This is a genomic window from Mucilaginibacter sp. P4_A11, from assembly GCF_056402535.1.
Genome location: NZ_JBFUHE010000002.1, coordinates 526810 through 549978 on the forward strand (window position 1 = coordinate 526810; position 23169 = coordinate 549978).

The 23169-nt window shown below is 39.1% G+C and carries 27 protein-coding genes; 9 read left to right on the forward strand and 18 right to left on the reverse strand.

What is annotated here, in order from left to right; translation table 11 throughout:
* Positions 1–133: 133 nt before the first annotated feature.
* Positions 134–952: an alpha/beta fold hydrolase gene (locus tag AC1DUD_RS06145; RefSeq protein ID WP_477372649.1), complete on the reverse strand. Its 819-nt coding sequence runs from the start codon at positions 950–952 to the stop codon at positions 134–136.
* 222 nt (positions 953–1174) lie between these two features.
* On the opposite strand from AC1DUD_RS06145, the gene AC1DUD_RS06150 reads away from it, so the two are divergent.
* Positions 1175–1996: an N-acetylmuramoyl-L-alanine amidase family protein gene (locus tag AC1DUD_RS06150; protein WP_477372651.1), complete on the forward strand. Its 822-nt coding sequence runs from the start codon at positions 1175–1177 to the stop codon at positions 1994–1996.
* A gap of 257 nt (positions 1997–2253) precedes the next feature.
* Positions 2254–2904 carry an autotransporter outer membrane beta-barrel domain-containing protein gene (locus tag AC1DUD_RS06155; RefSeq protein WP_477372653.1) on the forward strand — a complete coding sequence of 217 codons (651 nt, stop codon included), beginning with the start codon at positions 2254–2256 and terminating at the stop codon, positions 2902–2904.
* A gap of 54 nt (positions 2905–2958) precedes the next feature.
* Here AC1DUD_RS06155 and AC1DUD_RS06160 read toward each other — a convergent pair whose 3' ends face one another.
* The 7 genes from AC1DUD_RS06160 to AC1DUD_RS06190 form a co-directional block, all read right to left on the reverse strand.
* The gene (locus AC1DUD_RS06160) at positions 2959–3357 is read right to left on the reverse strand and encodes a GNAT family N-acetyltransferase (RefSeq protein ID WP_477372655.1); all 399 of its coding nucleotides are present in this window, start codon (positions 3355–3357) and stop codon (positions 2959–2961) included.
* 143 nt (positions 3358–3500) lie between these two features.
* Entirely contained in the window at positions 3501–3872 is a 372-nt protein-coding gene (locus AC1DUD_RS06165) for a DMT family protein (RefSeq protein WP_477372657.1), read from the reverse strand.
* 91 nt (positions 3873–3963) lie between these two features.
* On the reverse strand, positions 3964–4659 hold the full coding sequence (locus AC1DUD_RS06170) for an outer membrane beta-barrel protein (protein ID WP_477372660.1): 696 nt from the start codon (positions 4657–4659) through the stop codon (positions 3964–3966).
* Between the two features lie 587 nt (positions 4660–5246).
* Positions 5247–5462, reverse strand: coding sequence for a hypothetical protein (locus tag AC1DUD_RS06175; RefSeq protein WP_121230069.1), 216 nt, complete (start codon positions 5460–5462; stop codon positions 5247–5249).
* 107 nt (positions 5463–5569) lie between these two features.
* Positions 5570–5851: a YciI family protein gene (locus tag AC1DUD_RS06180; RefSeq protein ID WP_477372662.1), complete on the reverse strand. Its 282-nt coding sequence runs from the start codon at positions 5849–5851 to the stop codon at positions 5570–5572.
* Positions 5852–5892: 41 nt separating this feature from the next.
* The gene (locus AC1DUD_RS06185; protein WP_477372665.1) at positions 5893–6276 is read right to left on the reverse strand and encodes a VOC family protein; all 384 of its coding nucleotides are present in this window, start codon (positions 6274–6276) and stop codon (positions 5893–5895) included.
* 5 nt (positions 6277–6281) lie between these two features.
* Positions 6282–6872 (reverse strand): TetR/AcrR family transcriptional regulator, encoded by a 591-nt coding sequence (locus AC1DUD_RS06190; RefSeq protein WP_477372667.1) that lies wholly within the window; start codon positions 6870–6872, stop codon positions 6282–6284.
* 303 nt (positions 6873–7175) lie between these two features.
* On the opposite strand from AC1DUD_RS06190, the gene AC1DUD_RS06195 reads away from it, so the two are divergent.
* Together AC1DUD_RS06195 and AC1DUD_RS06200 are read left to right on the forward strand one after the other, a co-directional pair.
* Positions 7176–7397: a hypothetical protein gene (locus tag AC1DUD_RS06195; RefSeq protein WP_477372669.1), complete on the forward strand. Its 222-nt coding sequence runs from the start codon at positions 7176–7178 to the stop codon at positions 7395–7397.
* Between the two features lie 213 nt (positions 7398–7610).
* Positions 7611–9845: a tetratricopeptide repeat protein gene (locus AC1DUD_RS06200; RefSeq protein ID WP_477372671.1), complete on the forward strand. Its 2235-nt coding sequence runs from the start codon at positions 7611–7613 to the stop codon at positions 9843–9845.
* 107 nt (positions 9846–9952) lie between these two features.
* On the opposite strand, the gene AC1DUD_RS06205 is transcribed toward AC1DUD_RS06200, so the two are convergent.
* Entirely contained in the window at positions 9953–10315 is a 363-nt protein-coding gene (locus AC1DUD_RS06205; RefSeq protein ID WP_091163248.1) for a helix-turn-helix domain-containing protein, read from the reverse strand.
* Positions 10316–10487: 172 nt separating this feature from the next.
* Positions 10488–10823, reverse strand: coding sequence for a hypothetical protein (locus AC1DUD_RS06210; protein WP_477372674.1), 336 nt, complete (start codon positions 10821–10823; stop codon positions 10488–10490).
* A gap of 199 nt (positions 10824–11022) precedes the next feature.
* Here AC1DUD_RS06210 and AC1DUD_RS06215 point away from each other — a divergent pair, with 199 nt between their 5' ends.
* Positions 11023–11361 (forward strand): hypothetical protein, encoded by a 339-nt coding sequence (locus tag AC1DUD_RS06215; protein WP_477372676.1) that lies wholly within the window; start codon positions 11023–11025, stop codon positions 11359–11361.
* 101 nt (positions 11362–11462) lie between these two features.
* On the forward strand, positions 11463–11717 hold the full coding sequence (locus tag AC1DUD_RS06220) for an alpha/beta fold hydrolase (protein WP_477372678.1): 255 nt from the start codon (positions 11463–11465) through the stop codon (positions 11715–11717).
* A gap of 74 nt (positions 11718–11791) precedes the next feature.
* Here the strand turns inward: AC1DUD_RS06220 and AC1DUD_RS06225 are convergent, their stop codons facing one another.
* On the reverse strand, positions 11792–12208 hold the full coding sequence (locus tag AC1DUD_RS06225; RefSeq protein WP_477372680.1) for a hypothetical protein: 417 nt from the start codon (positions 12206–12208) through the stop codon (positions 11792–11794).
* Positions 12209–12269: 61 nt separating this feature from the next.
* Positions 12270–12461 carry a hypothetical protein gene (locus AC1DUD_RS06230; RefSeq protein ID WP_477372682.1) on the reverse strand — a complete coding sequence of 64 codons (192 nt, stop codon included), beginning with the start codon at positions 12459–12461 and terminating at the stop codon, positions 12270–12272.
* 204 nt (positions 12462–12665) lie between these two features.
* On the opposite strand from AC1DUD_RS06230, the gene AC1DUD_RS06235 reads away from it, so the two are divergent.
* From AC1DUD_RS06235 to AC1DUD_RS06245, 3 genes are all read left to right on the forward strand, one after another.
* On the forward strand, positions 12666–13367 hold the full coding sequence (locus tag AC1DUD_RS06235) for a S24 family peptidase (protein ID WP_477372684.1): 702 nt from the start codon (positions 12666–12668) through the stop codon (positions 13365–13367).
* Positions 13368–13806: 439 nt separating this feature from the next.
* Positions 13807–14310, forward strand: coding sequence for a GNAT family N-acetyltransferase (locus AC1DUD_RS06240; protein WP_477372686.1), 504 nt, complete (start codon positions 13807–13809; stop codon positions 14308–14310).
* Positions 14311–14529: 219 nt separating this feature from the next.
* Positions 14530–14880 carry a hypothetical protein gene (locus AC1DUD_RS06245; protein WP_477372688.1) on the forward strand — a complete coding sequence of 117 codons (351 nt, stop codon included), beginning with the start codon at positions 14530–14532 and terminating at the stop codon, positions 14878–14880.
* Positions 14881–15048: 168 nt separating this feature from the next.
* On the opposite strand, the gene AC1DUD_RS06250 is transcribed toward AC1DUD_RS06245, so the two are convergent.
* From AC1DUD_RS06250 to AC1DUD_RS06275, 6 genes are all read right to left on the reverse strand, one after another.
* Positions 15049–19107, reverse strand: a complete 4059-nt coding sequence (locus AC1DUD_RS06250; RefSeq protein WP_477372690.1) for a T9SS type B sorting domain-containing protein — start codon at positions 19105–19107, stop codon at positions 15049–15051.
* Positions 19108–19389: 282 nt separating this feature from the next.
* Positions 19390–19680 carry an RNA recognition motif domain-containing protein gene (locus AC1DUD_RS06255; protein ID WP_090523751.1) on the reverse strand — a complete coding sequence of 97 codons (291 nt, stop codon included), beginning with the start codon at positions 19678–19680 and terminating at the stop codon, positions 19390–19392.
* A 148-nt stretch (positions 19681–19828) separates the two neighbouring features.
* Positions 19829–20425 (reverse strand): hypothetical protein, encoded by a 597-nt coding sequence (locus tag AC1DUD_RS06260; protein ID WP_477372693.1) that lies wholly within the window; start codon positions 20423–20425, stop codon positions 19829–19831.
* Between the two features lie 273 nt (positions 20426–20698).
* Complete coding sequence (locus AC1DUD_RS06265; protein ID WP_477372695.1) at positions 20699–21943, reverse strand: hypothetical protein; 1245 nt, start codon at positions 21941–21943, stop codon at positions 20699–20701.
* 82 nt (positions 21944–22025) lie between these two features.
* Positions 22026–22490, reverse strand: coding sequence for an RES family NAD+ phosphorylase (locus AC1DUD_RS06270; protein ID WP_477372697.1), 465 nt, complete (start codon positions 22488–22490; stop codon positions 22026–22028).
* Positions 22491–22555: 65 nt separating this feature from the next.
* Positions 22556–23059: an antitoxin Xre/MbcA/ParS toxin-binding domain-containing protein gene (locus AC1DUD_RS06275; RefSeq protein WP_477372699.1), complete on the reverse strand. Its 504-nt coding sequence runs from the start codon at positions 23057–23059 to the stop codon at positions 22556–22558.
* Between the last annotated feature and the right edge of the window lie 110 nt (positions 23060–23169).

Here is a 23169-nt window from a genome sequence, read left to right on the forward strand (position 1 = left end):
AATCAAAGTTGTTGACAGATCATAATTGAGATTCACTAAAATTAAGTAATTATGTTTGATGACCCGGCGTAAAAACCGGGTTATCTTTTTTTAGGATTCACACTAATAATTACCATTGGGCTGAACCATCATTTCAATGGTGATGAAATGGCTGCTCAAAAAAATCATCAACCTTTTTATTAAACTCGTCGGCATGCTCAACCAATGTACCGTGGCCCGAATCGGACAGGATCCATAAATAAGCATTGGGGATATTCTCGGCTATCTGAACTGTGTGTGTTGTTACAATGAGATCGTGATCACCGGCAATGATGAGCGACGGGCATTTAATAGCTTTCAACGTCGATAGTTTAATATTGGGCTCCTTATAATCGAGCATAAAGATCTTCCGGTCATTCTTTTCTTTAGCGGTGATAAAATGATAATTCTTTTTAGCAGCATATTCCTTTTCCATATCCTTCCACAACGAAGGAATAAGGGCAGTAGAATCAGGCCAGAGGTTAGCACCTGTCGATGCCAGCTTAATCACTTTTTGAGGATGACGCATAGCCATTACCAGGGCATTGATGCCGCCGTCACTCCAGCCTATCACATAAGCCGAATCAATGTGCATTACATCAAGCAAGGCAGCAAAATCATCGGCCATCATTTCAAAAGTAAGTGAATCACGCGGATCGGTAGATTTGCCATGTGCTCGGCTGTCAACAGCTATAACCTTATACTTTTTAGCAAAATAGGGAATGTTCTTTTCGAAAGCGCTTATGCTGCCACCATTGCCATGTATCATTAAAATGGGCTTGCCTTTACCATAAACTTCGGTATAAAGCTTTACGCCCCTTACATCATAATACTTACCGGCAGCAGCATTATCGCCGTAAACAATACCTTTTTGCTGGCTGCATGCCATAAAGGCCTGGCATACCAGTACAACCAATAACAGTTTTTTCATCATGATCGGCACGATTTAAGTTCATTAAATATACATAGATAATGCAAAGTTTACACTTCCGTTGCAGAGGCACTCCAATTAATTTTTAAATAGTGCTGTAAATCAAACATGTATTATATTTGCGCACTTTAATTAAAGTGTTTTTTAACCATACGGTTAAAACAATATCATACCTGTAACTATTATAGAATGAAACGTTTATAAACTTGTATACATAGATTCTTCATGCCTGCTGCCTTTCCTAAAAAATACAAAACAATTACCTCGTTTTTTTCGCTGTTATGCATGCTTTCCGTTGCCAATTGTTTCGGACAGCAGAGTACAGTAGCAGTACCTAATCGGTTCAAGTTTAAAACGGTGATTATCGATGCCGGGCACGGGGGCAAAGACCCCGGATCGCACGGGGCTTATTCAAAAGAAAAAAACGTTTCGTTAAGTATCGCCAAAAAGTTAAGGGATGCCATAAATGATGAAATGAGCGGTATCAAGGTGGTAATGACCCGCAGCACCGACGTTTTTATTGAGCTGCACAAACGCACTGATATAGCTAACGATAATCACGGTAACCTGTTCATTTCCATCCACTGCAATTCATCACCGCAGCGCAAAGGATCATCAAGGGGAACATTATTGCTTGTGTATGGTTTTCACCGCAGCCAGGAACAACGAGAGGCCCTTCGCGAAAATGCTTCCATATTTATTGAAAAGGATTACAAGGAAAAATATAACGGTTATGGCGATGATGCTGCAGTGAATACCATTGTACTTAACACGTTTCAACAAAAATACAGGAAGCAAAGTATTCAGTTTGGCGATTTGGTAGACAACCAGTTTCGTAAAACCAATGGCAGGCATAGTTTGGGTGTAAAAGAACAAGGAGTTTTAGTATTAGCACAAAGTGGAATGCCTGCTGTACTGGTAGAAACTGGTTTTATTAATAACCCATCCGACGAAGAATACCTAAACTCGGCGAACGGACAAAATGAAATCGTACGGTCCATACTCACCGCGCTCAAACAATACCGAAATAATTTGGAAGGGAACTGAGAGCGACCGATATATCATTATTTTTACTACCTGGAAGCTCAATTAACTATCACGCTTCTTTTCGATATTTATTATTGGTAGTCAAATATTTATTTCCACTTCGCAACAAAACAATCAGCCTTAACGGGGTTTTACCGCTTATATTATCGTTTAAAATCTAAATAAAAATTTATTTTATAAATATTATTTAAAGCGATTTTTGCCAAAATATCTTTTGTGTTTCGCCGTTTCAGTGGCTCAACAAAACCAAAACACAAATGAAAAAAAACCTTGTCTTAATCCCTGCATTTTTATTGGCGTTTCAAATTTCAAAAGCCCAAACCGAAAAAGGCTCACAAACCATTGGCATTGATCTTCAATTTACGCATCAGAAAACATCAGAGAACATCATTCGCCCGGGTGTGGATACCTATAATTCTGATCTTAAACTAACAAATTTTAACATCGGTCCCACTTACAGTTATTTCATTGCTGATAAACTTGATATTGGCGCAAGCCTTACTTATGCTTACTCCAAGTTAGACAATCAAAACACCAGTTACTCCAGCATCCAAACTTCACGCCAATACGGAGCTAACATCTTTTTACGTAAATATTTTATGTTTGGCGATAAATTCGGCCTCCGTGCCGGCCCTTATCTTGGATATTCCCGTTATAATTATAAAACAAATAACGACGGCGCTACAACCATGAATAAAAGTGACAACTATATTGTGGGTGCAAATTTGGCGTTTGTTTATTACCCGGTAAAAAAACTCGGCATCTCGGCCATGCTGGCTAATCTCTCTTATCAACATAGTAAGCTAAAAGATAATACCAGGCAAACTGGAAGCGGCGATAACGTCAATTTCAATGTGATCAATGATGGCTTGGGACTTTCTGTATTTTATGTATTTGGCGGTAAATAAGTGCTAAATTTCGGGGCAGGATAATAAACATGTAGCTTACATCCTGCCCCTTTTTTATTTTACCCGATGAATAATAAATCCGTTATGAACGGTTTCCATCCCCACTTTAGGATAATACTCCATGGCAGTAGTAGCCGAGAGCAGCAAAAGCATAGTTTCATCACCAATGGCCTCTTTTGTTAATTCGATCAGCTTTTTACCGATCCCTGCTTTTTGATAATCTTTAGTAATCGCCAGATCCGAAAGATAACAGCTGTAGCAAAAATCGGTTAACGCTCGGGACACTCCTACCAGTTTCTCGCCATCCCACGCACTTACCACAAGGTTTGAGTTTTGATACATCCTGGCAATCCGTTGTGCATCATGTGTTGGGCGCTTCAACCCGGCTGTATCATAAAGTTCTATAATTTGCTGTGCCGATGGTATTACGCCTGTTTTATAAGTTATTTCCATACTGCTATTAAATTGTTTATATCCAAATGTAAACAGCAGTTGTACTTTGTAAATAAGCCAGGATTAAGAAAGTTGGTAGTCCAGCGATATCAAAGCGAGATCGATAAGTACAATTTAAATCGGTTTAATAAAGTGGTTTTCAATCACCATTTTTTAAAAATCACAAATACGGCCAACACAATAAGTCCGAAACCTACCAAATGGTTCCAGCCCAGTTTTTCATTTTTGAAAAGCAGGGTTGTGAATATCATAAATACGGTTAGTGTGACAGCTTCCTGTATGGTTTTTAATTCAACCAGGGTAAAAGGACCGCCGTTTTCCTTAAAACCGCCTTCGTTAGCCGGTACCTGGAACAGGTATTCAAAAAATGCCAGCCCCCAGCTTATTAATATAATGGCTATTAAGCTTAAGTTTTTACCCCATTCATACTCTTTAAACTTAAGGTGCCCGTACCAGGCAAATGTCATAAAGGTATTAGATATAAACAGGAATGTAACGGTGCGTAAGCCTTTCATTAATACAAATTTTGGTGTAAATGTCAATAAATTGAGATTGATAACACCGGCAAGTGTAAATTGTTACAAGTAATGCTACAAACTAATTTAATTAAAATTTGAAAACCAGCTCGGCTCCAAGTGACAGGGAATTCCAGTTTTGTTTTCCGGAAGCATCACCTAAAGTAAGTTTTTGAGAAAAGAAATTATATTTTGATTCAATGCTGACACCTAATTTAGGAGTTATTGGAAATATCACACCCACTTTAGGAGCATAGTATAATGACTGCGACCACTTATCGTAAACAAAGGGATCTATACCATCAATTTCATAAGCAACAGCAAAATCAGTAAAATACAGTCCTAGATTCACACCGCCATAAACCCTGAAATTATCTGCTACATCAATATTATAGGCAGCGCCACCGTATAAAGAAATTACCGGCATATCGGCATAATAAGTGTTTGAGGCCGAACTACTACCTTCTATTGGCTCAGAAATAAAATACTCGTCGGGTTTAAAGTTCATGTACCCTAAGCTTAAGCTTGCCGTAAAAGGGCCTAAAAACCTGTAAACGCTGGCATTAAAATTAATAGCAGGCTTAAAAATATAATTGAAGTTACCCTGTGGTATATCAACCCCCGTACCTGCAGCCACGCCCCAGCCATCGTCAAAATTAACGGCACCGCTACCCCCGCCACCATAAGTTAAAGCCCTGGTTGAACGATGCTGTGCCATAACGGTATCAAGGCAACAAAACAGAATAACTATTAAAAATAGCCTGAAACAGATATTTGATTTTTTCATGAGGAGATAGTACACCCAGCAGGGAGATTTTAGATAATGGTGTTTAGGGGTCATTTACCCGTAAAAATAAAAAAAATAAAGACAACCGGAACACCTAAATTAATTTCATAACACTGTAAAGACCATAAAAAAGCCCGGATTTAACAAACCGGGCAATGGGCATTATTAAAGGATATTAAACGATGTTAAAGTTTAAAACAATCAATATGATGAAATTTGAGGCTACACGCTACTTTAGCAGGTAACCTTTTATCGCAACTGCGGATCAGGGGGATTACCCAATTTTCTTATATAAACTATGCCCAATGAACACGCAATTATAAAAACTAATAAAAAACACTCAATATAAATATGAAAAGGTGAAATATCCTTAAATCGGCCAACTATAAAAGTAGAAATATCGGGCAGTAATAGTCCAACCAATGGAAAGCCTGCAAACATTCTTAAAATTGCCAATTTCTCCATAACATTAAAGTAAAATTTAATACGCCTAATTTACAACTTTTGAGAATAATAAAAAATAAATATTTACTAAAAAGCAATAAATATTTTCTATATGGTTAATGAACATCATATAATCGAGAGGGTTAGAGTTTATAATACTCTTCTATCGAGCGACCTATTTCCTGTAAGGGGATTAAATGGTCGCCGAAACGATGTTCAATAATCTCCCAATAACCCCGTGTCAGCCTGGTTATGGTATAAAAAGCCGAGTAATTTAATACACTGAAAGTAGTTTTATTAGCAACCGAGGGAATAATTTTGTAAGTTCGTTTATTAACTTTTAGTTCAAAAGGTTCCATACGTATCCGTTTCCACAAATCTATTGTGTAATATACAGATATGCAAGTCTGATACACCCCGTATTTTAACCCATTTTGCACTACGTATTTTTACCCATAAAAAAGGGTTAAAATGGCATTGCTTTTACCAGTTCAAGTACATTTTGTTTTACAGCCGGATCATTTTCGATGATCTGCACAAGTTCATTATCATCTGATACTAAAACAATCACAAAATTTTTATCCTGGTTCCAAAAATTACCACTTATAACTACCTTACCATTATTTTTAAGGTTATCGTAATAACCGATCCTCTCGGTTAAACATTGCTCATTATCTCGCTGGTTGCTAACTTCTTCAAAAAAGAGCATCACATGATGCGGATCTTTATAGGCTGATGCATGTACCATAAACTGATTATTTTTATTTAGATACTTAATTGTTCAATTTGTTAAGCCAAACAGGTAACCTCTGTAAGGATATTACCGGGAGCATTAAAATAAAATCCGTAACCACCGCGCAAAGAGCCCGGTGACTGTGCTACATCTATCCCTCCTTTTATAAGACGGTCGTAAACTTCAGTCACCTGCTCATGGCTATCTACCAGGAAACCTATATGAAAAGCATCGGGGTAATTGTTGTCACCATTACGATTAAAGCTATCCGCCATAAGCACAAGGATGAAGCCATCCTCACCCTCCAACACAGCCAGCATATTATTGCCCTTTACACCGCTGGATTTAAAATTAAAATATTGCTCAAAAAATTGGGAACCGACGGATACGTCGGCCACCGGCAAATTAATATGATTAAGTTTTATATTGGTTGTCGGCATAACGATCAAGGTTTTAATGCTTTTAATACAAGGCCAAGCGTTTGTTCCATTAGCTTGTCATCCAGTGTAAAACTGCTGTTCACATAGCTATTACCCTGGTTATGAAATTTGATGAGCTGATAAAGAGGCGCATAAGCCACTGCCCAGTAAACTTCAAAAGGCAGTGGGATAAGCTGTTTCTTATCTTCGGCATTACGCATAAATGCCCCTAAAATTTGCCCGAAACTAACAGTAAGCATGGCGGTTACTTTTTCATAAAAATGGGTGTAACGCATAATTTCAATAAATTCCATATCCAACGGACATTGCATGAAATACTCAAGCCTGTTATGCCATTGTACTTTTAACCCTTCTGCAAAATCCATATCGGGTGAAAAATTCTGAAGACTAAAATCCATCATTTTTTCGGCCACCCCCACACAAATACTGCTTATCAGCTCTTCCTTATCCTTATGATAAATATAAATGGTAGCTGGCGATACACCCGCTGCCCGGGCAAGCTTATTAACTCCAAAACCATCGAGCCCTTCAGCAACTATCAATTCTATTGCTTTCTGGCGTATCTGTTGTTCTTTATGTTCGTCGCGAGGTCTCATTTTCCAAACAAAGATAAGTGAGCGTTCGCTTATTTAAAAATTTATTTTATTTCTTCCCCTTGAGATCATAACAACACATCGCTAACAAACCAACAAAGTGAGCTAAAAAAACAATTATCATTTTCCAGTGTTAAGCTTGTACTTAATTATTAATTATCAAAAATGTATTAACGACTTTCTATTGGAGAGTCAATATGCCTCAAATAGCATTTTTGAAAGTTTTAATCAACAAATGTTAAATTTTATTTAAATTATAAAGAAATAGTCCGTATCTTAGTATTGTCATACTAAATGTTAATAATTATGGAAAAATTAATAATATTAAGAATGTTCTTTTGCTTCCCGCTGGTTGGTTTATTATTACCCGATGCCGGTATTTTACTGTCAAATTATCCCGGTAAGGTTCCGGTAATTCATGTAATGATAGAGGCAGCCTTATTGATTTGTATTGCGCTTTGTACTGCCGCAATAACATACGGTAAAAGACGTAACCAGAACAGAACAAACGAAGCATCTTTTTCTTGATCATCGATCTTAAAGAAGCAAAGAGATAGTTCAAGCACCTTTTTAACGCATAATAGGCTTTGAAATTGGGGTTTTTATGCCCCAATTTTATTTCAATATCATGGCCCTCTCCACTTATTCCTTATTAGTTATAAGGTATTTAATGATGGTACAGGTTTTGCAATGGTCAATAATAGTTTTTTTATTGATATTTGATAAACCGCTGTCGCGTTCATGAAAAAAATTCTATTTCTACTTTTCTTACCGCTATGTTCACTTGGCCAAACGGCAAGTACATACATCCAGGAAGGAAATTCAAAAGCCAATTCCAAAGACTATCAAGGTGCCATACAAAACTTTACACGCGCCATCGATTTAAACAACAAAAACGCTGATGTTTTTTATTATCGGGCAAATGCTTACGGCAACCTCAAAGACTACAAAGCGGCCATTAATGATTATGCAGAGGCAATTGCCCTAAAACCCGGCCTTACAAATGCCTATCTTTACAAGGCTAATGCCGAGGCCGCAATACAGAACTATCAAATAGCCGTTATTGATTTTGATAAAGCTATAGCCCTGGGACCTAAAACGGCCGATATGTTCCACTACCGGGGAAATGCCAAAAGCAATGTGAGCGATTATGCAGGCGCTATAGCTGATTTCACAACAGCGCTGCAATTTACCCCCAACAATGCCAATCTGTATAAATACCGTGGCTTAGCCAAAAACAACAATAGCGATTTTGCCGGGGCCATTGCCGATTATAATACGGCTGTTAAACTGAACCCTAACAGTGCCGAGATCTACCAATATATGGCCGGCAGCAAGGCCAGTATGAATGATTATAACGGCGCTATCGCCGATTATACAAAAACACTTTTACTTAATCCGAATAACGCCGAGGCTTATTTTTACAGGGCTAATACCAGGGCAAAACTAAATGACCTTAAAGGAGCTGTTGACGACTATAAAAAAGCAGCCGCTATAAATCCCAACCAAACAAATCTTTTGCTTTACATGGCCAACGCCCAAAGCAGCCTGGGCGACGCAAATGGCGCGCTTGATTATTTTAACAAGGCAATTGCACAATCTCCCAAAAATGCAAACCTGTACATGTACCGCGGAATTATAAAAAGTGACAAAAAAGACAATCAGGGTGCCTTGGAGGATTTTAACAAAACCATCTCACTTGACCCTAAAAACGGCGAAGCATATCAAAGCCGTTCATTTTCAAAATTGGCTTTAGGTAATTACGAGGGTGCCAAAATTGATGCAGATTCGGCAATTAAAATAAATCCTAACAGCATAAGCGCCTATGTGAGCCTAAGCAAAGCTAAAATGGCCATGAAAGATACCGTAGGCGTTATTGCCGATTTAACAAAAGCAATTAACCTGAACAGTAAAAGCGATGAAGCTTATCTATCTCGTGGTGATGCTTACCGCGATTTAGGGGTTCCGCTCGCTGCTGTTAATGATTACACTAAGGCCATTGCCATAAACCCGGTTTATACGTATGCTTTTTTAAACCGTGCCATTGAAAAAACCAAACTGGGCGATTATGCTGCTGCTGTAAAAGATCTTGAAAAACTGATCAGCATAGCTCCCCAACAGCAAAATGGCTATTTACGATTGGGTAAGATCAACAACTTTTACAAATACACCAATAATGGAGTGCAACTCTTTACTAAGGCCATAGCCCTCAACCCGGCAATTGCTGATTTTTACCTTTACCGCGGTGAGGCGAAAGCTGCAACAGGTGACGCCAAAGGAGCTATGGCTGATTATAATACAGGCGCGCTTAAAGCTCCTAAAAATATCACTTTATTATTAAAGCGTGGCTTAGCAAAAATTGATGCCGAAGACTATAATGGTGCTCTCACCGACCTGAACAGTGCACTGAAAATTGATTCACTATCAGACTCAACTGCTTTGGTATGGCAGGCAAGAGGTTCTGTAAAAGCCAGGCTTAAAAACTATAAAGGTGCCCTTACCGATCTTGACCGTGCTGTATCAATTTTCTCAAATGACGAAACGTTTTTAATCAGGGGCGATATCAAAGTGATTTTAAAGGACTACGGCGGAGCTGCCGACGATTATCATAATGCCACCTATATGAATGATGCAAATATAAAAGCCTATTCACATAGTGGTATCGCTAAAAGCTACCTTGGTGATGCCCAGGGTGTAAAAGATGATTTTGCCGCCGCTTTTAAACTTGCACCCAACAATCCCGATATATATATCGACAGGGCCACTGCTAAGATAAATTTAAAAGATATTAACGGAGCAATTTTGGACTGTAATACTGCTATCAATCTCGATGCTAAAAATAGCCGGGCCTATTTACAAAGAGGACTTGCGAAAATAACCCTTGACGATAAAGCGGGTGGATGCGCAGATATGAATAAAGCTCTAAGTATGGGCTCAAAAGAAGCGCCAGACTTAATAGCAAAACATTGTAAATAACAACAACTATTTATTTACAATACCCGTATAATAAGTAACTATTAACTGATCTATAAATAAACGAAGCCCCGTAAGGGGCTTTTACATTTACCAGGAATTTATCCTGGCTAAACTGCCTTTTTATCCTCTATATGTAGTTGCGCGCGCAGTTCCTTTAATTCCATTTCATAGGCGCGCATACGGGCCTGCAAAATATCAACCTCTGTACGCATCATCTGTATTTCGGTAATGAGCTTAGCAGATTCGGGCTTGTTGATTATTTTTTCGCCAGTTCCAAGGATCAGCCACTCGGGCGAATATTTAAGCTGAAAACAAAGCTTCCTTATTAGGTAGTAGCTAATATCCTGCTTTTTGTTGATCACCTTACTAATAAAACCCTGGTCAACGCCAATAGCACCGGCAAGCCCTAACTGGCCGCCGTGCTCTTTCACAACAACCTTTAACCGTTTTATAATCGCTTCGTCAGACATAAGTGACTGCAATAATAATCATTTTGTTTATCCGTGCAATATATAATTGCTTTATTGAACAAGCCTTAAAACAAAAAAGGTCAAATGCCCCAACAGCAAATGACCTTAAAGTAAAACTAACCAACAAAAACTATATATGACAATAAAAATAAGCTTAGGTTAAAAGCAAAAATTATTTATTTCCTAACTTTTCAACAAGCTCGCCAAGTTTATTATTATAAACAGACAAACTGATTTTCCCGGTATTATAATCAACGGTTATCTGTTGCAGGTTTGCCTCTACCTTTTGCTTAGCATCATTAGGCCTGTTCAGGTAAGATGTGTTAGCAGTCAGTTCCGCATTAATTTTATTTAGTCTCTGATCCATACACCGTTTCATAAGTAACGGCTGTACATCGTTCGCGTTTTTCAGCAACGAATCAACTCTGCGCTGCTGTTGTTTTTCAAACTGTAAAATAACAAATACCAGCCCCAGCCCTGCTATCAGAAACAAATAAAAATAATCCATATCCCCCTGATATTAAACGTTCATTATACATTTTAATACGAAGCCTATAAAATAAGGTTGCATAATATTAAAAACTTTTTTGAATATTTATTTTAACGTTTAAAATTACATCAGGCACAAATTTTAAAATACGCTTAAAAAGCCGACATTTACATTCATAATCCCTTAATAAAAGGGATACATAAAATTTGCGATCATTATGAAACCGGGCGATAAGGTAATCTGTATAAACGACAAAATAGATCCTGAAAAGATGGCTGAAATACGGCAGGACTTTGAGATATGGATCACCAAAGATAAGGAATACACCATACGTGAAATACTTGACAATAATGGCATAGTAACCGGTTTGTTATTAGAAGAGGTTCACAATTTCCCAAAATTTTTTAAACTGATAAACCGTTTCCAGGAACCTGCATTTGCCCATTGGCGTTTCCGCAAATTAAACTATGCCAGTCCGGAGGCCGAAGCTGTTACCGAGGAGCTGGAACTTGTTGAACAAACTGAAAAAGAACAACAACTGGTGAAAGTTAAATAGTTAGGCCCTCTCCCCTGCTATTACCCAATACAGTATTTACTTTGTTAAAATAAGTTAAACATTTTGCCGTAACCCATTCATAAAAGGATATACTTAGCAATGTGGCCAATGCCGATAGTACCATCGTCATGGCAAGTATGGAGGATAATAGCTTTAACACCGTAGCCAAGCTCAGGGCTGCCAAAACTAAACTCCATCTTATTAACAGCAACTATACCCCAAATGATACCATTAGGTTTATCAAAGCGGGAATCCCTTACCAGTTGCTACTGATACACGCTACCGGGCATTTCCCGATGATTGAAAACCCTGCGGAGTTTAACCGGCTTTTACAAAAAGCTATCACTCAAATTTAAAACAACATTTAAAGCAATTTTAAAAGGCTTGTTAATTATGTAACAAATGCCAAATAGCATAGTTTCAAACTGATCTAATATTCATAATCGCTTGCCGCTCCCGCCTCAACAAGTTGTGTAAGTAAGGCTTTCAATATAGCTTCACGGGCCCATTGTTGTTCAAGTGCAGACGCATCATCTTTGTACCATTGCACAGGGGCATTAATTTCTATACGTGCTTTATAAGCAAAGTTTTTAGTTGGGTGCAATTTGCTACCCTCGTAGCTATTCAGGTTTTCGGCTTTAATGATGTGGGCCATATCACGCACCCGGATATCCACCTGCAGGCATTCATCAATTGAATTTTTAAAGTCCTGCTTATCCTCCAGCCACAAAGTAAGCGCTTCGTCTGTAAGATCATGCTCAGCAATACTGATCCTGCTGTAGTCATAATCAACAGATATAATAAGCCACCAAAGCTGACTTTTAAGTTTTTGAGAAATTTTTATCATGGTAATTAGTTTTATTGATTGCTTATTTTTAATTATAATACCTACACCTGCAACCGGATTATTAACGGTTAAAAGCAGGCATCCATCCCGGCATATATTTTTGGATGGCAGTAATTTCATCTCTATATTTTTCACAAGCGGCCCTGTAAGCCTCAAAGCGCTGCAAAGCCTCATGCTCATTTAAAATATTCAGGTTATTTTGATTATGGCTCTCCCCTGTCAATTGTTGAAGTGCTGAAAATGCTATATACATAACGTGTTATTATCGGTTATTTATTGTTATTATTTCTTGATTTTAAATTACAGAACACTGTATCCAAACAAAAGAATACTCTTTATAAAACAAGTTACCCATTTTGATTTATCAATAATTTGACTTACATTAGCAATTATTAACGAAACAAATATACAGAATAATCTTTATTTTAATCAAGAAAAATCTTTAATTATTTTTATCATGGAAGACGAAACAAAACCAGGCAAAATAAAGATTGTACGTCCCGAAACGCTGGAGTTTATAATACTTTACAATCAACTTAAAGGAAAGGCATTTAATGGCAATGCGCAGTTAGCTGAAGCATTAGGCTTTAACTCTCCAAGCTCCATCACTGAAATAATAAAGAGCAGGCAAAACATAGACACAGAAAAACTCCGTATTTTTAAAGAAAAATACAAAGACTACATAACAGGCGAAAAAAAACAGAATATTTCTGAATCAAAACCTGTATCTAAACACAGTGAAGGAATACCAATGTATGAGATCTCTGCAACTGCCTCAGGTGTAGAAGTCTACAACGACATAAATGATTCGCAGCCGGTTGGCCATATGAATTTCCCGGGCATTGAAGATTGTGATTTCGCGCTCCCGGTTTGGGGGCACAGTATGTACCCTTATCTTGAAAATGGATGCTGGGTCGCTTTAAAAATAATTCATGACAAGAAGATCCTGCCCGGCGAGGTTTATTATATTGAGTGGGGCGATTATCGCATGTATAAACGTCTTCTTGCAGGGGATATGCCTGATGAGGTAATTGCACATTCGGACAATACAACCGAAATGGTTGGTAACCGGCTCAAATACGCCCCCTTTATTATAAAGGTAGCCGACATCAAAAAACTTTGCCTTGTTAAAGACATCCATAAAAAGCATAATCATTAACATCTTATGGCGGTGCAATTTATTAAGGGAACAACAATTGTACCGCTGTTATCTCATCCAATCAATTCAAAAATATCCGGCACATAACAACATTCTTGCAACTCCACTGTTAACATTATACATGCTCATCCTGCTTATTATTTCGGCGCCTTTATTAAACCTTTAAACATTCAGGCAATCAAGATTTAAAGAATATCAGGCAGGTAATTTTTTTAACAATGCAAAGTAAGATGTTAAAACAAATCATTGACGAACTCAGCGTTGGCAACTGGGTGCAAAATCTGGCGTTTTACAGCTTGCTACTCCTACTATCCTGGACCGTCATTATGCAAATAAGATCTACGTCAAAAATTGGATTAAAAAGACAGGCGCATTAAAATAAGCCAATTATTACGTCAAAACTTCTATATTTTAGCTGTAATTTCTATTTACAGACGACATGATAATCCGACTGGCTATCCTCACTGATATACCGCAAATACTAAGTCTTATAGCCGATGTAATACCTGTTATGAAAGCAGCAGGTAACTTTCAGTGGGATAATGACTACCCCAACAAACAGGTATTTATCCAAGATATTGACCTAAACCAACTTTGGGTAGCCGAGATTGCAGGAGCAATAGCAGGCGTAGCTGCCATAACTACCGATCAGGATGCTGAATATGCCCAGGCCGGGCTTGACATTACCGAAACTGCTATAGTTACACATCGCCTTGCTGTAAACATTAACTATCAGGGGCGCGGCGTTGCAGCGGCACTTCTAAAGCAAGCCGAGCATGAAGCTATACGGCGTGCGGTTAACATACTAAGGATCGATACCAATATTGCCAACCAGGCAACACAAAAGCTTTTCCCAAAGCTGGGCTATGTTTTGGCAGGCGAAATCAGTTTAACTATACGGCCAGCCTTAATCTTTTTATGTTATGAAAAGCGGCTCAAATAGCAATTTATATTAACAAGTTTGGCTTTCTATATAGTTAAATCCCAGTTAAATTTCACACATTCACATAAAAGCTACAATCATTTCTCAATAGTTATTCACAAATGGGCATTTTATCAACAATTGCCTTTTAGTTTATTTTTTATTCAGTTATATTTATGCTAATTATAAACCGCAGGCCCTCAGCCTGAGATCATAAAGCCGTAACAAAAAGAGAAGAAGATGGATCCTATAATGACGTTGGTAATTGTTGCTATTATTGCTGCTATAGTTTTAGTAGAGTTTAACAAACAACAAAAAGCAAAAGTGAGCGATAATACGCATATCACTTTTGACATTCAACAAGCATATCTGCTTAAAGCAGCTGAATATAAAATAGAAGTTATTGAAGACCATCAAAAACACAGTACTGATACAAATAGTACTGCCGTTCAACACCTTGAAGAAGAACTAACACAATTAACCAAAGCTTTCGAAAAAGGCGACATTCAATTAAAAGAGTTCAATCTTAAGTTGGATACCTTGCTCAACAACCTCGACCCGGGTAAAATTTCGCTGGCACAGGCTTCGTAATTTCGTTTTTAACAACAACTTGTATTCAAGCTAAAAGCGGGATGTCAAAAGCATAAAGCTAAGTTGATTATCCATATCGTTTAATACTTTATGCAAAAGAGCTCCTTGTAATTCTCCTGGCAGCTTATCTATAGTAGTTTTTGCCTGAGCATTTTATTAAATCAATCATTATTTTAAAAGAACAATGTATCCCGATAACGGCTTACTGCCATCTTTAAGGTCAACTACATAGTAATAAGTACCGGAAGGCAGCACATACCCGTTAAAAGCTCCATTCCAATTCTTAGCATAACCCACCGAACGGAATATCCCGGCACCATACCGGTTAAACACGTTAACCGTGCAATTTGGATACGCGGCAAGCCCGGCAATACTCCAGGTATCGTTAACGCCATCGCCATTGGGCGTAAAAGTATTAGGAATAACCATTTGTTCCAGCACATTAACCTTAATAACGGCCGATGCCGGGCATCCCCCTGCTGTTACCGTTAATGTATAAGTAGTTGTTGTTGCTGGCGATGCTGTTGGGGCCAAGACAGCAGAATTACTTAACCCAACCGACGGCGACCAGCTATAATCTGTAACATTATTTGACAGAACAGGTGATAAGATAATACTTTCGCCTTTTTTGATAGTAACATCTCCGTTAAACGCCACAGTAGGCAACACTTTAGTTTGAATAACAAGCTCAGTGCTTGTACCTGGTATAGTACACTGCGCAGAGCTACTTATGGTACATGTTAACAGATCACCTTTTTTCAGGGTATTACTTGTAAACTTATTACTGTTTTCACCAACGTTAACATGATTCAATTGCCACTGATAATTTGGATTGCTACCTGGGTTAGGTGAAACTGCTGTAAAAGTTTGGTAGTCTCCCTCACAAACAGGATAAACCGAAGGGGTGGAAATAGTTACTATTAAAGCTACCTGGGCATTATATGCGGGTAATACCGGAAGTGACGTTATCCCCAGCGGGGTATCAGTACAATCACTTGTATTAACCAGTGTAACGGTTACCTTATCAGCAGTGGTGATAGTTGCGGGCGCAAGAAATGTTTTGCTGTTATTATTTTGATCGATACCATTTAGCAGCCAGCGGTAAATTGGATTAATACCTTCGCTGCCACTCGTATTTGCCACAAAAGTTACGGGCTGGCCTGCGCAAACCAAATCGGGCTGTACAACTGTTACAGTCGGTGACACCAATGGTTTATATACGGGCGATACCGGAAGAGAAGTTATCCCAAGGGGGGTATCAGTACAATCACTTGTATTAATGAACGTAACGGTTACTTTATCGGCAGTGGTGATAGTTGCAGGTGCAAGAAATGTTTTGTTGTTATTATTTTGATCGATACCATTTAGCAGCCAGCGGTAAATTGGATTAATACCTTCACCGCCACTCGTATTTGCTACGAAAGTTACGGGCTGGCCCGGGCAAACCAAATTGGGCTGTACTACTGTTACAATCGGTGATACCAATAGTTTATATACGGGCGATACAGGAAGAGAGGTTACTCCCAGCGGGGTATCAGTACAATCACTTGTATTAATGAGCGTAACGGTTACCTTATCAGCAGTGGTGATAGTTGCAGGTGCAAGAAATGTTTTGCTGTTATTATTTTGATCGACACCGTTCAGCAGCCAGCGATAAATTGGATTAATACCTTCACTGCCACTCGTGTTTGCCATAAAAGTTACGGGCTGGCCCTGGCAAACCAAATCGGGCTGTACCACTGTTACAGTCGGTGACACCAATGGTTTATATACGGGCGATACCGGAAGAGACGTTACTCCCAGCGGGGTATCGGTACAATCACTTGTATTGATCAGTGTAACGGTTACTTTATCGGCGATGGTGATAGTTGCAGGCGCAAGAAATGCTTTGCTGTTATTATTTTGATCGATACCATTTACCAACCAGCGATAAATTGGATTAATACCTTCACTGCCACTCGTATTTGCCACAAAAGTTACAATTTGGCCCGGGCAAACCAAATCGGGCTGTTCTACTGTTACTATTGGTGACACCAATGGTTTAAATACGGGAGATATTGGAGCGGAAGTTGCGCTCAAAGGGCCGCAGTCGCTTGTATTAATAAGTGTAACTGTTACCTTATCGGCAGCGGTAATAGTGACAGGCGCCAGAAATGTTTTATTGTGACTATTCTGATCGATATTGTTAATTTGCCAGTTATAAACAGAATTAACACTCTCCGAGCCATGTGTATTTGCCACAAATGTAACCGGCTGCCCCTGACAAGCCAAATCTGGTTGTTCCACTGTTACCATCGGGGTTATTAATGGTATATACATAGGCGATGCCGGGGCGGAAGTAACAGATGGCGTGCTCGTGCAATCGCTTACATTAGTAAGCTTTACCGTTACAATATCGGTACTACTAAGCGCAGAGCTTATAAAATTCACGCTACTCGACCCCTGGGGATTCCCATTTACAGACCACTCATAAATGGCATTATCGCCACCGTTGAGTGACAACGCCACAAGTATTACCTGTTCGCCCGGGCAACCTAAAATTTGTTGATTAATACTTACCTCCGGCGTCACAATTGGCTTTACAACTCCATTTACCGGCACATGAACATCAACTGCTCCGGTTGATTTCAATAATACATCACCTGTCGGGTTACCGGCGGGTGATGTAGCTCCAGAACGCACATAAACAGCGATTCCATCTCCATCAGGAGGCAGCTCTAAATCCGCAAGCGTTATGGTAACAGTGCTGCCGTAGCCCCCAACCGGTGTCAACGATACCTCAAAATTAGCAGGAGCTATAACAATTCCGTCATTGGTAAGATTAGTTCCTGACACCGTGAACATTTGGTAATTTGCAGATGCCGTCCCAATACAGGCTGTAATAACCCCACTAACATCGCCACTACTGATAATTGGCTTTGCCACATCGTCAACCTCTATACTCAATATAAACTTACTACTGCCATCGGCGTTATATGCAGTAACCGTATAGTTAGTGGCTGGCCATAATACAGTCGGGGTACCGGTAATGATTCCTGTTTTCGGATCAAAGATAAGACCGGTAGGCAAAGCTTTATCAATAGTATAACCGGTTGCTATAACCTGCTTTATGGAGTTTTTATCATATTCCGCCACATATAAATTACCATCAAGGCCTATTGTTATACCACTTGGGCTACCAAAATGAACATTAGTACCAACCCCGCTTTCGGCTCCAGGCGGACCGCCCCCTGCTATAGTTTTAACCTCACCATCCGGCGCAATCCGGCGCACGGTACCTCTCCCACTGTCAGTTACATATAAATTACCCGAGGCATCAACCGTTATCCCTATTGGAGATTGAAAGCTGGCCGCTGTTCCATTTCCATCGGCCGTTCCGAAGTTACCACTACCAGCTATTGTTGTAACCTGCCCGTTAGCGGTAATTTTACGAATCACAAACCCACCCTGGTCTGCAACATAGATATTCCCCGCATTATCAACGGCAAGCCCTGCTGGCTTTTTAAATTTGGCATCACGCCCAAGCCCATCTACAGTACCTTCCGAAGGCTGCCCTGCAAGCGTAAATACATAACCCGACGGAGAGATTTTGCGTATTGCATTATTCCCATCCGACACGTATAGGTTGTCATCCTTATCAATAGCGATACCATTAGGATTGATAATGTTTGCCATATCACCGGGGCCATCGGCTGTGCCGCTTAGGTTAATACCGGCAAAAACCGTTATTGTACCAGACGGGGTTATTTTTAATATATTGTGATTGCTGTAGTTTGCTACAAATAAATTGCCACTTTTATCCTTAACCACCCCACGGGGATTGTTAAGCTTGGGCACGTTAAAAGGCGGCCCCGGCAGCGCATCGGTACCTATTGACGAAACCTGCCCCGAGGCACTTATCATACGGATCCCCCCGCCGCTTTCAGCTATATAGGTATTTCCGTCAGCATCTATACTGATACCATACGGCAATTTAAATTGCGCGGTAGCTACATCGCCATTTACATTACCAAACTGACCTGTGCCTGCTATAACCTTGGTTTCACCATAAATTGTAGCAGGTACCGCTCCGCCGGTATTTGAAGGATTTAATGCGGGTATTGCAGCACCAATAATGTAAACATTTGGAGTAGTATACGTAATATCGGGTGCCTGGCCAAAAGCTGAAAAAGCTACAAGCCAAAGCACAATTAATGTTATTGCCGGTTTTAAAAAATTGCGGCGCATTGCAGCTACTTTAAATTGCCAACAAATTCAGAAACCCAGGAGCGCGGAGTATAATAAATATAGTTGTTCATTAAATTGCAGGTAAGGTTACAGTAATATGGTTATTTCAAAGGCTTATCAGTTACTGATAGCTTATACTAAAATAAGCTTTTTCCGATACTGTTAATCAAATAATTATTATCATAATTTAAACTATATAATTCCACGTCACCTGCAAAAACAAAAAAAGCCGGCATAGCCGGCTAATATTTTGAAAAAGAAGAATAAATGTTTTATCTGGTATTAATTACGCCTGAAGCCACCTTTTTGGCCACCACCGTTAAAGCCAGGACCTTTGTCTTCGGCTACGTTAACCGTGATCCTGCGGCCATAATAACTTGCTCCATTCATGCAACGTATCGCTTCTTTCGCTTCATCCTCGTTAACCATCTCCACAAAACCAAAACCCTTACTCTCTTTTGTTTCGCGATCTTTAATAATCCTGAGCGATTTAACCGGCCCAAAATCACCAAAAACAGCTGTTAATTCGGCCTCATCTACTTCTAAAGGAAGACCTGCAATAAATACTTTCATCAATGTTTTTAAAATTTGCATAAAGGTACGAAAAAAGAGCCGCATTACAGCCTCCTTAGCCACTAATTATCATTAGGTAATGGCTTTTTTACCTTAATATTACTGAATGAAAGTTTTCCCGAACTCCGTTTGAAAATAGAAAAGGAACTTATTTAAGCAGCAGCTCAAAGCTGCCCTCAACACGGTAAAAAGGCGAGTCGGACTTATCATCTTTAGCTAAAAAGGTAAAGAATGTACCTTTTGCAATCATATTTTCATGATTATACTGATCCATATCTATCTTACCAAAATCCTGTTGTCCTGCATATTTGGTAAGCGTATATTGGAGTAAAGGTTTTTTTTCATCAACCTTAAATAAAAATTGACTTCCGGCCACATCATTGCTGGTCTTTACCGAAGCTAACCCTAATGAGCTGATACCAAAACTCATGTTATGTGCTTTGTTGATCGCAGTGATACCAAAATATTTATCGTCGCCGTTATGTACATTTATGAATGCTATCGAATCTTTGCTGGCATCAAAGGTGTAAGTCGAATCTTCGATAGTAACTTTTAAAGTACCTTTTCCTGCAAGGAAATTGCCCGGAGTATTGATGATGTTTACTGATGATACGCTGTCTTTACTTGCAGAAGTCTTAACCGCGTTTATATCCTTCACTTCCTCATCTTTTTGACAGGAGGTTAAGGCCACCGAAATGGATAAACTTAGTAAAACAAACCACTTAGTAAAACTGGTACGGATCATAGGCTTACTGGCGAATAAACATAGCAATAAATAATTACAAATCTCATTAAATATGGTTAAACAAATTAATTTTTAACTTTTTTTAACCTTTATATGATATACAGCAATATCTACGCTAAAGTTACCGGTTTATCGCGACATAAAGCACTTTTAATAAAAATGCAAAAACAAATTACCGGCGGGCCGCTTTCGGGTATTTTCAAGACTAAAAAATGTAAAAATTAAAATACGGATCACTGACAATATACTGTCAATCAAATCAATACACAAGCATTAAAACACTTCGCCCACATTAATAAACAAGCCTCTTGACCCTTCGCGCCCGAAGCCATAATCAATAGCAATATTGGTTTTAGACACTTTGTTTAATTTAACCCTTAAACCTGCACCAAAACCGGGCTGCATGGTTTGTAAAGCTGTACCCGGCGCTGCCGAAAATGATTCGCCATTTACAAAAGCTACGCCTCCAAGCAAACCATTACGGGTTATTGCAAAACGGTATTCACTTTCCAGGTAAACCATTTGCGCGCCCCTAAACCTGCCCTGTATATATCCGCGTCCGGTGGTAAAGCTGGGGTCGTGTCCGGTTGCAGGTAGGTCAAGGTATGCCGGCCGGCCATTAAGTACCAGCCAATCGTACGACCAAAAAGCCAATACGTTATTTGAGTTTTCGGGAAACCTGAAATATTTGCGAACATCAACAATCAATGAACGCCAGGCAGTTGTACTGCCTAAAAATGTATAATTATCCCTGTATTGTAACGAAGTATAAAATCCGCGTGATGCATTGATGGGATTATCACGGCTGTCATACAACCCGCTAAAGGTTATCCCCGTTGATATAGCCCTGCTAACGGGGCCGTACCTTTCATAGTCTGATACTTTTCCATTCAACTGGCCCTTCTCGTACATATTCCACCTGTCGTCAAAAATATAGCCCAAGCCGGCATAAAAATTACCGGCTATATTGCGCAAAACGGTTTCATGAAAGCGAAAAAAACTATAAACCAATGGGTTTTCATTCGCTCTGTCAGAATTACTGCCTAAGCCAAAACTGCTTTGGGGATATTTGTAAAACCTGAAATCACCAATAAAATCATACTTGTTATTTTTTGACCAGATATTTGATTGTATAGGAATGATCACCTGCTTATTTTGAGTATAGGCAGGGTTTACTGTTATGGTGGAGATCCTGGTATCAGGTGCCAACCTAAAGATCACATTGCCGGATATAGTACCTGCCAGCCCCGTTTGCAAGGTATACCCAATGGCCGGGATAATTGATATTACCGGTTTTGAAGTTACAGAATCAACCTTACCAGGTTTCTTACTTTTGCCAAAAACAGATCCGATAACATCAAAAATGTCTTTTTCAAACGTAGTATCGGGGTGTGTAACCAGTACTGTATCTTTATATTTAGTGTGCCCTATCGGTATGTATCTTTTATCCTGGCCGTGTACGCTGATACTTAGGAGTAAGCCTGCAAAAATTAAAATGCCTGTTTTATTAATACCCATTATAATTATTCGATGCAGGAAACGTAAAGGTTAACCCTGCAATTATAAAATAATTATTTAAGTTATTTGTTTGAATCAGGTTTTATTGGGCTTTAAGCCTTGGATCAAAAGCAAACTTGCTTACACTGCTAATAGCTATTTTGTTGTAATCGGGATGGGTAGGATTAAACAGGTAATTATATTCGAGATCGATAATTGCCGATGGCACTTTCAAAACAGCAGTTTCCATTTTACGAAGCCAGGTATCACCAAGTAATTGAGTAACCGGATAGTTGATTACCTTGTGCCAGTCGGAATTAAGCTTTTGAAGCTTATTTAAAGTAATTTCGAAAACAGGCAGATTATCCGGTATTCGAAATATAATAACTGAAAAGTCGCCAGCGTATAAGGCTGTACCGGGCGAATGTACCAGTTTTTCAAGACATGAAAGCGCTAATGAACCGCCGGTGTAGATCATGTATTGACCTAATGAGTTCCAGCGCCCGTCTATTCCTGAGCCCTTACGATCATGGGCATATTTGGTTTGACTTATCCGGTAAACGTTCAAAAGACAGATGAGATAGATTAAAAAACTATTTAGTTATCACAAAACAAATTGCGCAAAAAAAGCTATTATGCAAGCACGCCGTAATCAATGCGGATAAGCTGGCTTATCACAATGCTGATGCCTGTTATGGTATCAAGCAGATCATAAGGAATGGCATCAATACCCGGATTATATTGCTTTAACCAACCTTTAAACTGATCAAGGGCACCGAAGGTATCAAGGCCTTTATCAAAAAGTTCAAATAGCTGAATAATATGCTCACTAAGCCCCTGGTTTAACTCATGCGCACTTTGCAAATGCTTGCGCAGAGTAGGCTCGGTTATGTGCAACCATTTAGCAATATCACTTTGAGTGGCCCCGGTTACCTTTAATAAATCAGTGATAGAGTTTGAACGCAGGCCCTGTTTGATAGCCCCCAACTTAGCCAAAGGCGATTTAAAATAGGTTTCATAAGGCACCAGCAGATCATTAAAGGCTTGCAATGGAGCATCAGTAAATACGTATGGTTGTGATGCAGCCTGCCCCTGCCTGGCTTCAATAGCTGTACTGCGTTTAATTGCTTTACTCATACACAAATGTAAATATTTTCTATTAAAAAAGAAAATATTTACATTTTATTCTTCTTCATGCCTCTCCTGCCCATTTATTCAACTTTAATTAAAATATTGCCAATAAAATT

What these genes read in the sequence shown, in the direction of transcription:
- AC1DUD_RS06250 (WP_477372690.1), bottom strand. Translation starts at nt 19,107, where the DNA reads ATGCGCCGCAATTTTTTAAAACCGGCAATAACATTAATTGTGCTTTGG.
- AC1DUD_RS06210 (WP_477372674.1), bottom strand. Translation starts at nt 10,823, where the DNA reads ATGGATTATTTTTATTTGTTTCTGATAGCAGGGCTGGGGCTGGTATTT.
- AC1DUD_RS06245 (WP_477372688.1), top strand. Translation starts at nt 14,530, where the DNA reads ATGGATCCTATAATGACGTTGGTAATTGTTGCTATTATTGCTGCTATA.
- AC1DUD_RS06145 (WP_477372649.1), bottom strand. Translation starts at nt 952, where the DNA reads ATGATGAAAAAACTGTTATTGGTTGTACTGGTATGCCAGGCCTTTATG.
- AC1DUD_RS06195 (WP_477372669.1), top strand. Translation starts at nt 7,176, where the DNA reads ATGGAAAAATTAATAATATTAAGAATGTTCTTTTGCTTCCCGCTGGTT.
- AC1DUD_RS06215 (WP_477372676.1), top strand. Translation starts at nt 11,023, where the DNA reads ATGAAACCGGGCGATAAGGTAATCTGTATAAACGACAAAATAGATCCT.
- AC1DUD_RS06150 (WP_477372651.1), top strand. Translation starts at nt 1,175, where the DNA reads ATGCCTGCTGCCTTTCCTAAAAAATACAAAACAATTACCTCGTTTTTT.
- AC1DUD_RS06165 (WP_477372657.1), bottom strand. Translation starts at nt 3,872, where the DNA reads ATGAAAGGCTTACGCACCGTTACATTCCTGTTTATATCTAATACCTTT.
- AC1DUD_RS06205 (WP_091163248.1), bottom strand. Translation starts at nt 10,315, where the DNA reads ATGTCTGACGAAGCGATTATAAAACGGTTAAAGGTTGTTGTGAAAGAG.
- AC1DUD_RS06155 (WP_477372653.1), top strand. Translation starts at nt 2,254, where the DNA reads ATGAAAAAAAACCTTGTCTTAATCCCTGCATTTTTATTGGCGTTTCAA.
- AC1DUD_RS06235 (WP_477372684.1), top strand. Translation starts at nt 12,666, where the DNA reads ATGGAAGACGAAACAAAACCAGGCAAAATAAAGATTGTACGTCCCGAA.
- AC1DUD_RS06275 (WP_477372699.1), bottom strand. Translation starts at nt 23,059, where the DNA reads ATGAGTAAAGCAATTAAACGCAGTACAGCTATTGAAGCCAGGCAGGGG.
- AC1DUD_RS06260 (WP_477372693.1), bottom strand. Translation starts at nt 20,425, where the DNA reads ATGATCCGTACCAGTTTTACTAAGTGGTTTGTTTTACTAAGTTTATCC.
- AC1DUD_RS06200 (WP_477372671.1), top strand. Translation starts at nt 7,611, where the DNA reads ATGAAAAAAATTCTATTTCTACTTTTCTTACCGCTATGTTCACTTGGC.
- AC1DUD_RS06255 (WP_090523751.1), bottom strand. Translation starts at nt 19,680, where the DNA reads ATGAAAGTATTTATTGCAGGTCTTCCTTTAGAAGTAGATGAGGCCGAA.
- AC1DUD_RS06190 (WP_477372667.1), bottom strand. Translation starts at nt 6,872, where the DNA reads ATGAGACCTCGCGACGAACATAAAGAACAACAGATACGCCAGAAAGCA.
- AC1DUD_RS06175 (WP_121230069.1), bottom strand. Translation starts at nt 5,462, where the DNA reads ATGGAACCTTTTGAACTAAAAGTTAATAAACGAACTTACAAAATTATT.
- AC1DUD_RS06185 (WP_477372665.1), bottom strand. Translation starts at nt 6,276, where the DNA reads ATGCCGACAACCAATATAAAACTTAATCATATTAATTTGCCGGTGGCC.
- AC1DUD_RS06170 (WP_477372660.1), bottom strand. Translation starts at nt 4,659, where the DNA reads ATGAAAAAATCAAATATCTGTTTCAGGCTATTTTTAATAGTTATTCTG.
- AC1DUD_RS06225 (WP_477372680.1), bottom strand. Translation starts at nt 12,208, where the DNA reads ATGATAAAAATTTCTCAAAAACTTAAAAGTCAGCTTTGGTGGCTTATT.
- AC1DUD_RS06160 (WP_477372655.1), bottom strand. Translation starts at nt 3,357, where the DNA reads ATGGAAATAACTTATAAAACAGGCGTAATACCATCGGCACAGCAAATT.
- AC1DUD_RS06180 (WP_477372662.1), bottom strand. Translation starts at nt 5,851, where the DNA reads ATGGTACATGCATCAGCCTATAAAGATCCGCATCATGTGATGCTCTTT.
- AC1DUD_RS06230 (WP_477372682.1), bottom strand. Translation starts at nt 12,461, where the DNA reads ATGTATATAGCATTTTCAGCACTTCAACAATTGACAGGGGAGAGCCAT.
- AC1DUD_RS06265 (WP_477372695.1), bottom strand. Translation starts at nt 21,943, where the DNA reads ATGGGTATTAATAAAACAGGCATTTTAATTTTTGCAGGCTTACTCCTA.
- AC1DUD_RS06240 (WP_477372686.1), top strand. Translation starts at nt 13,807, where the DNA reads ATGATAATCCGACTGGCTATCCTCACTGATATACCGCAAATACTAAGT.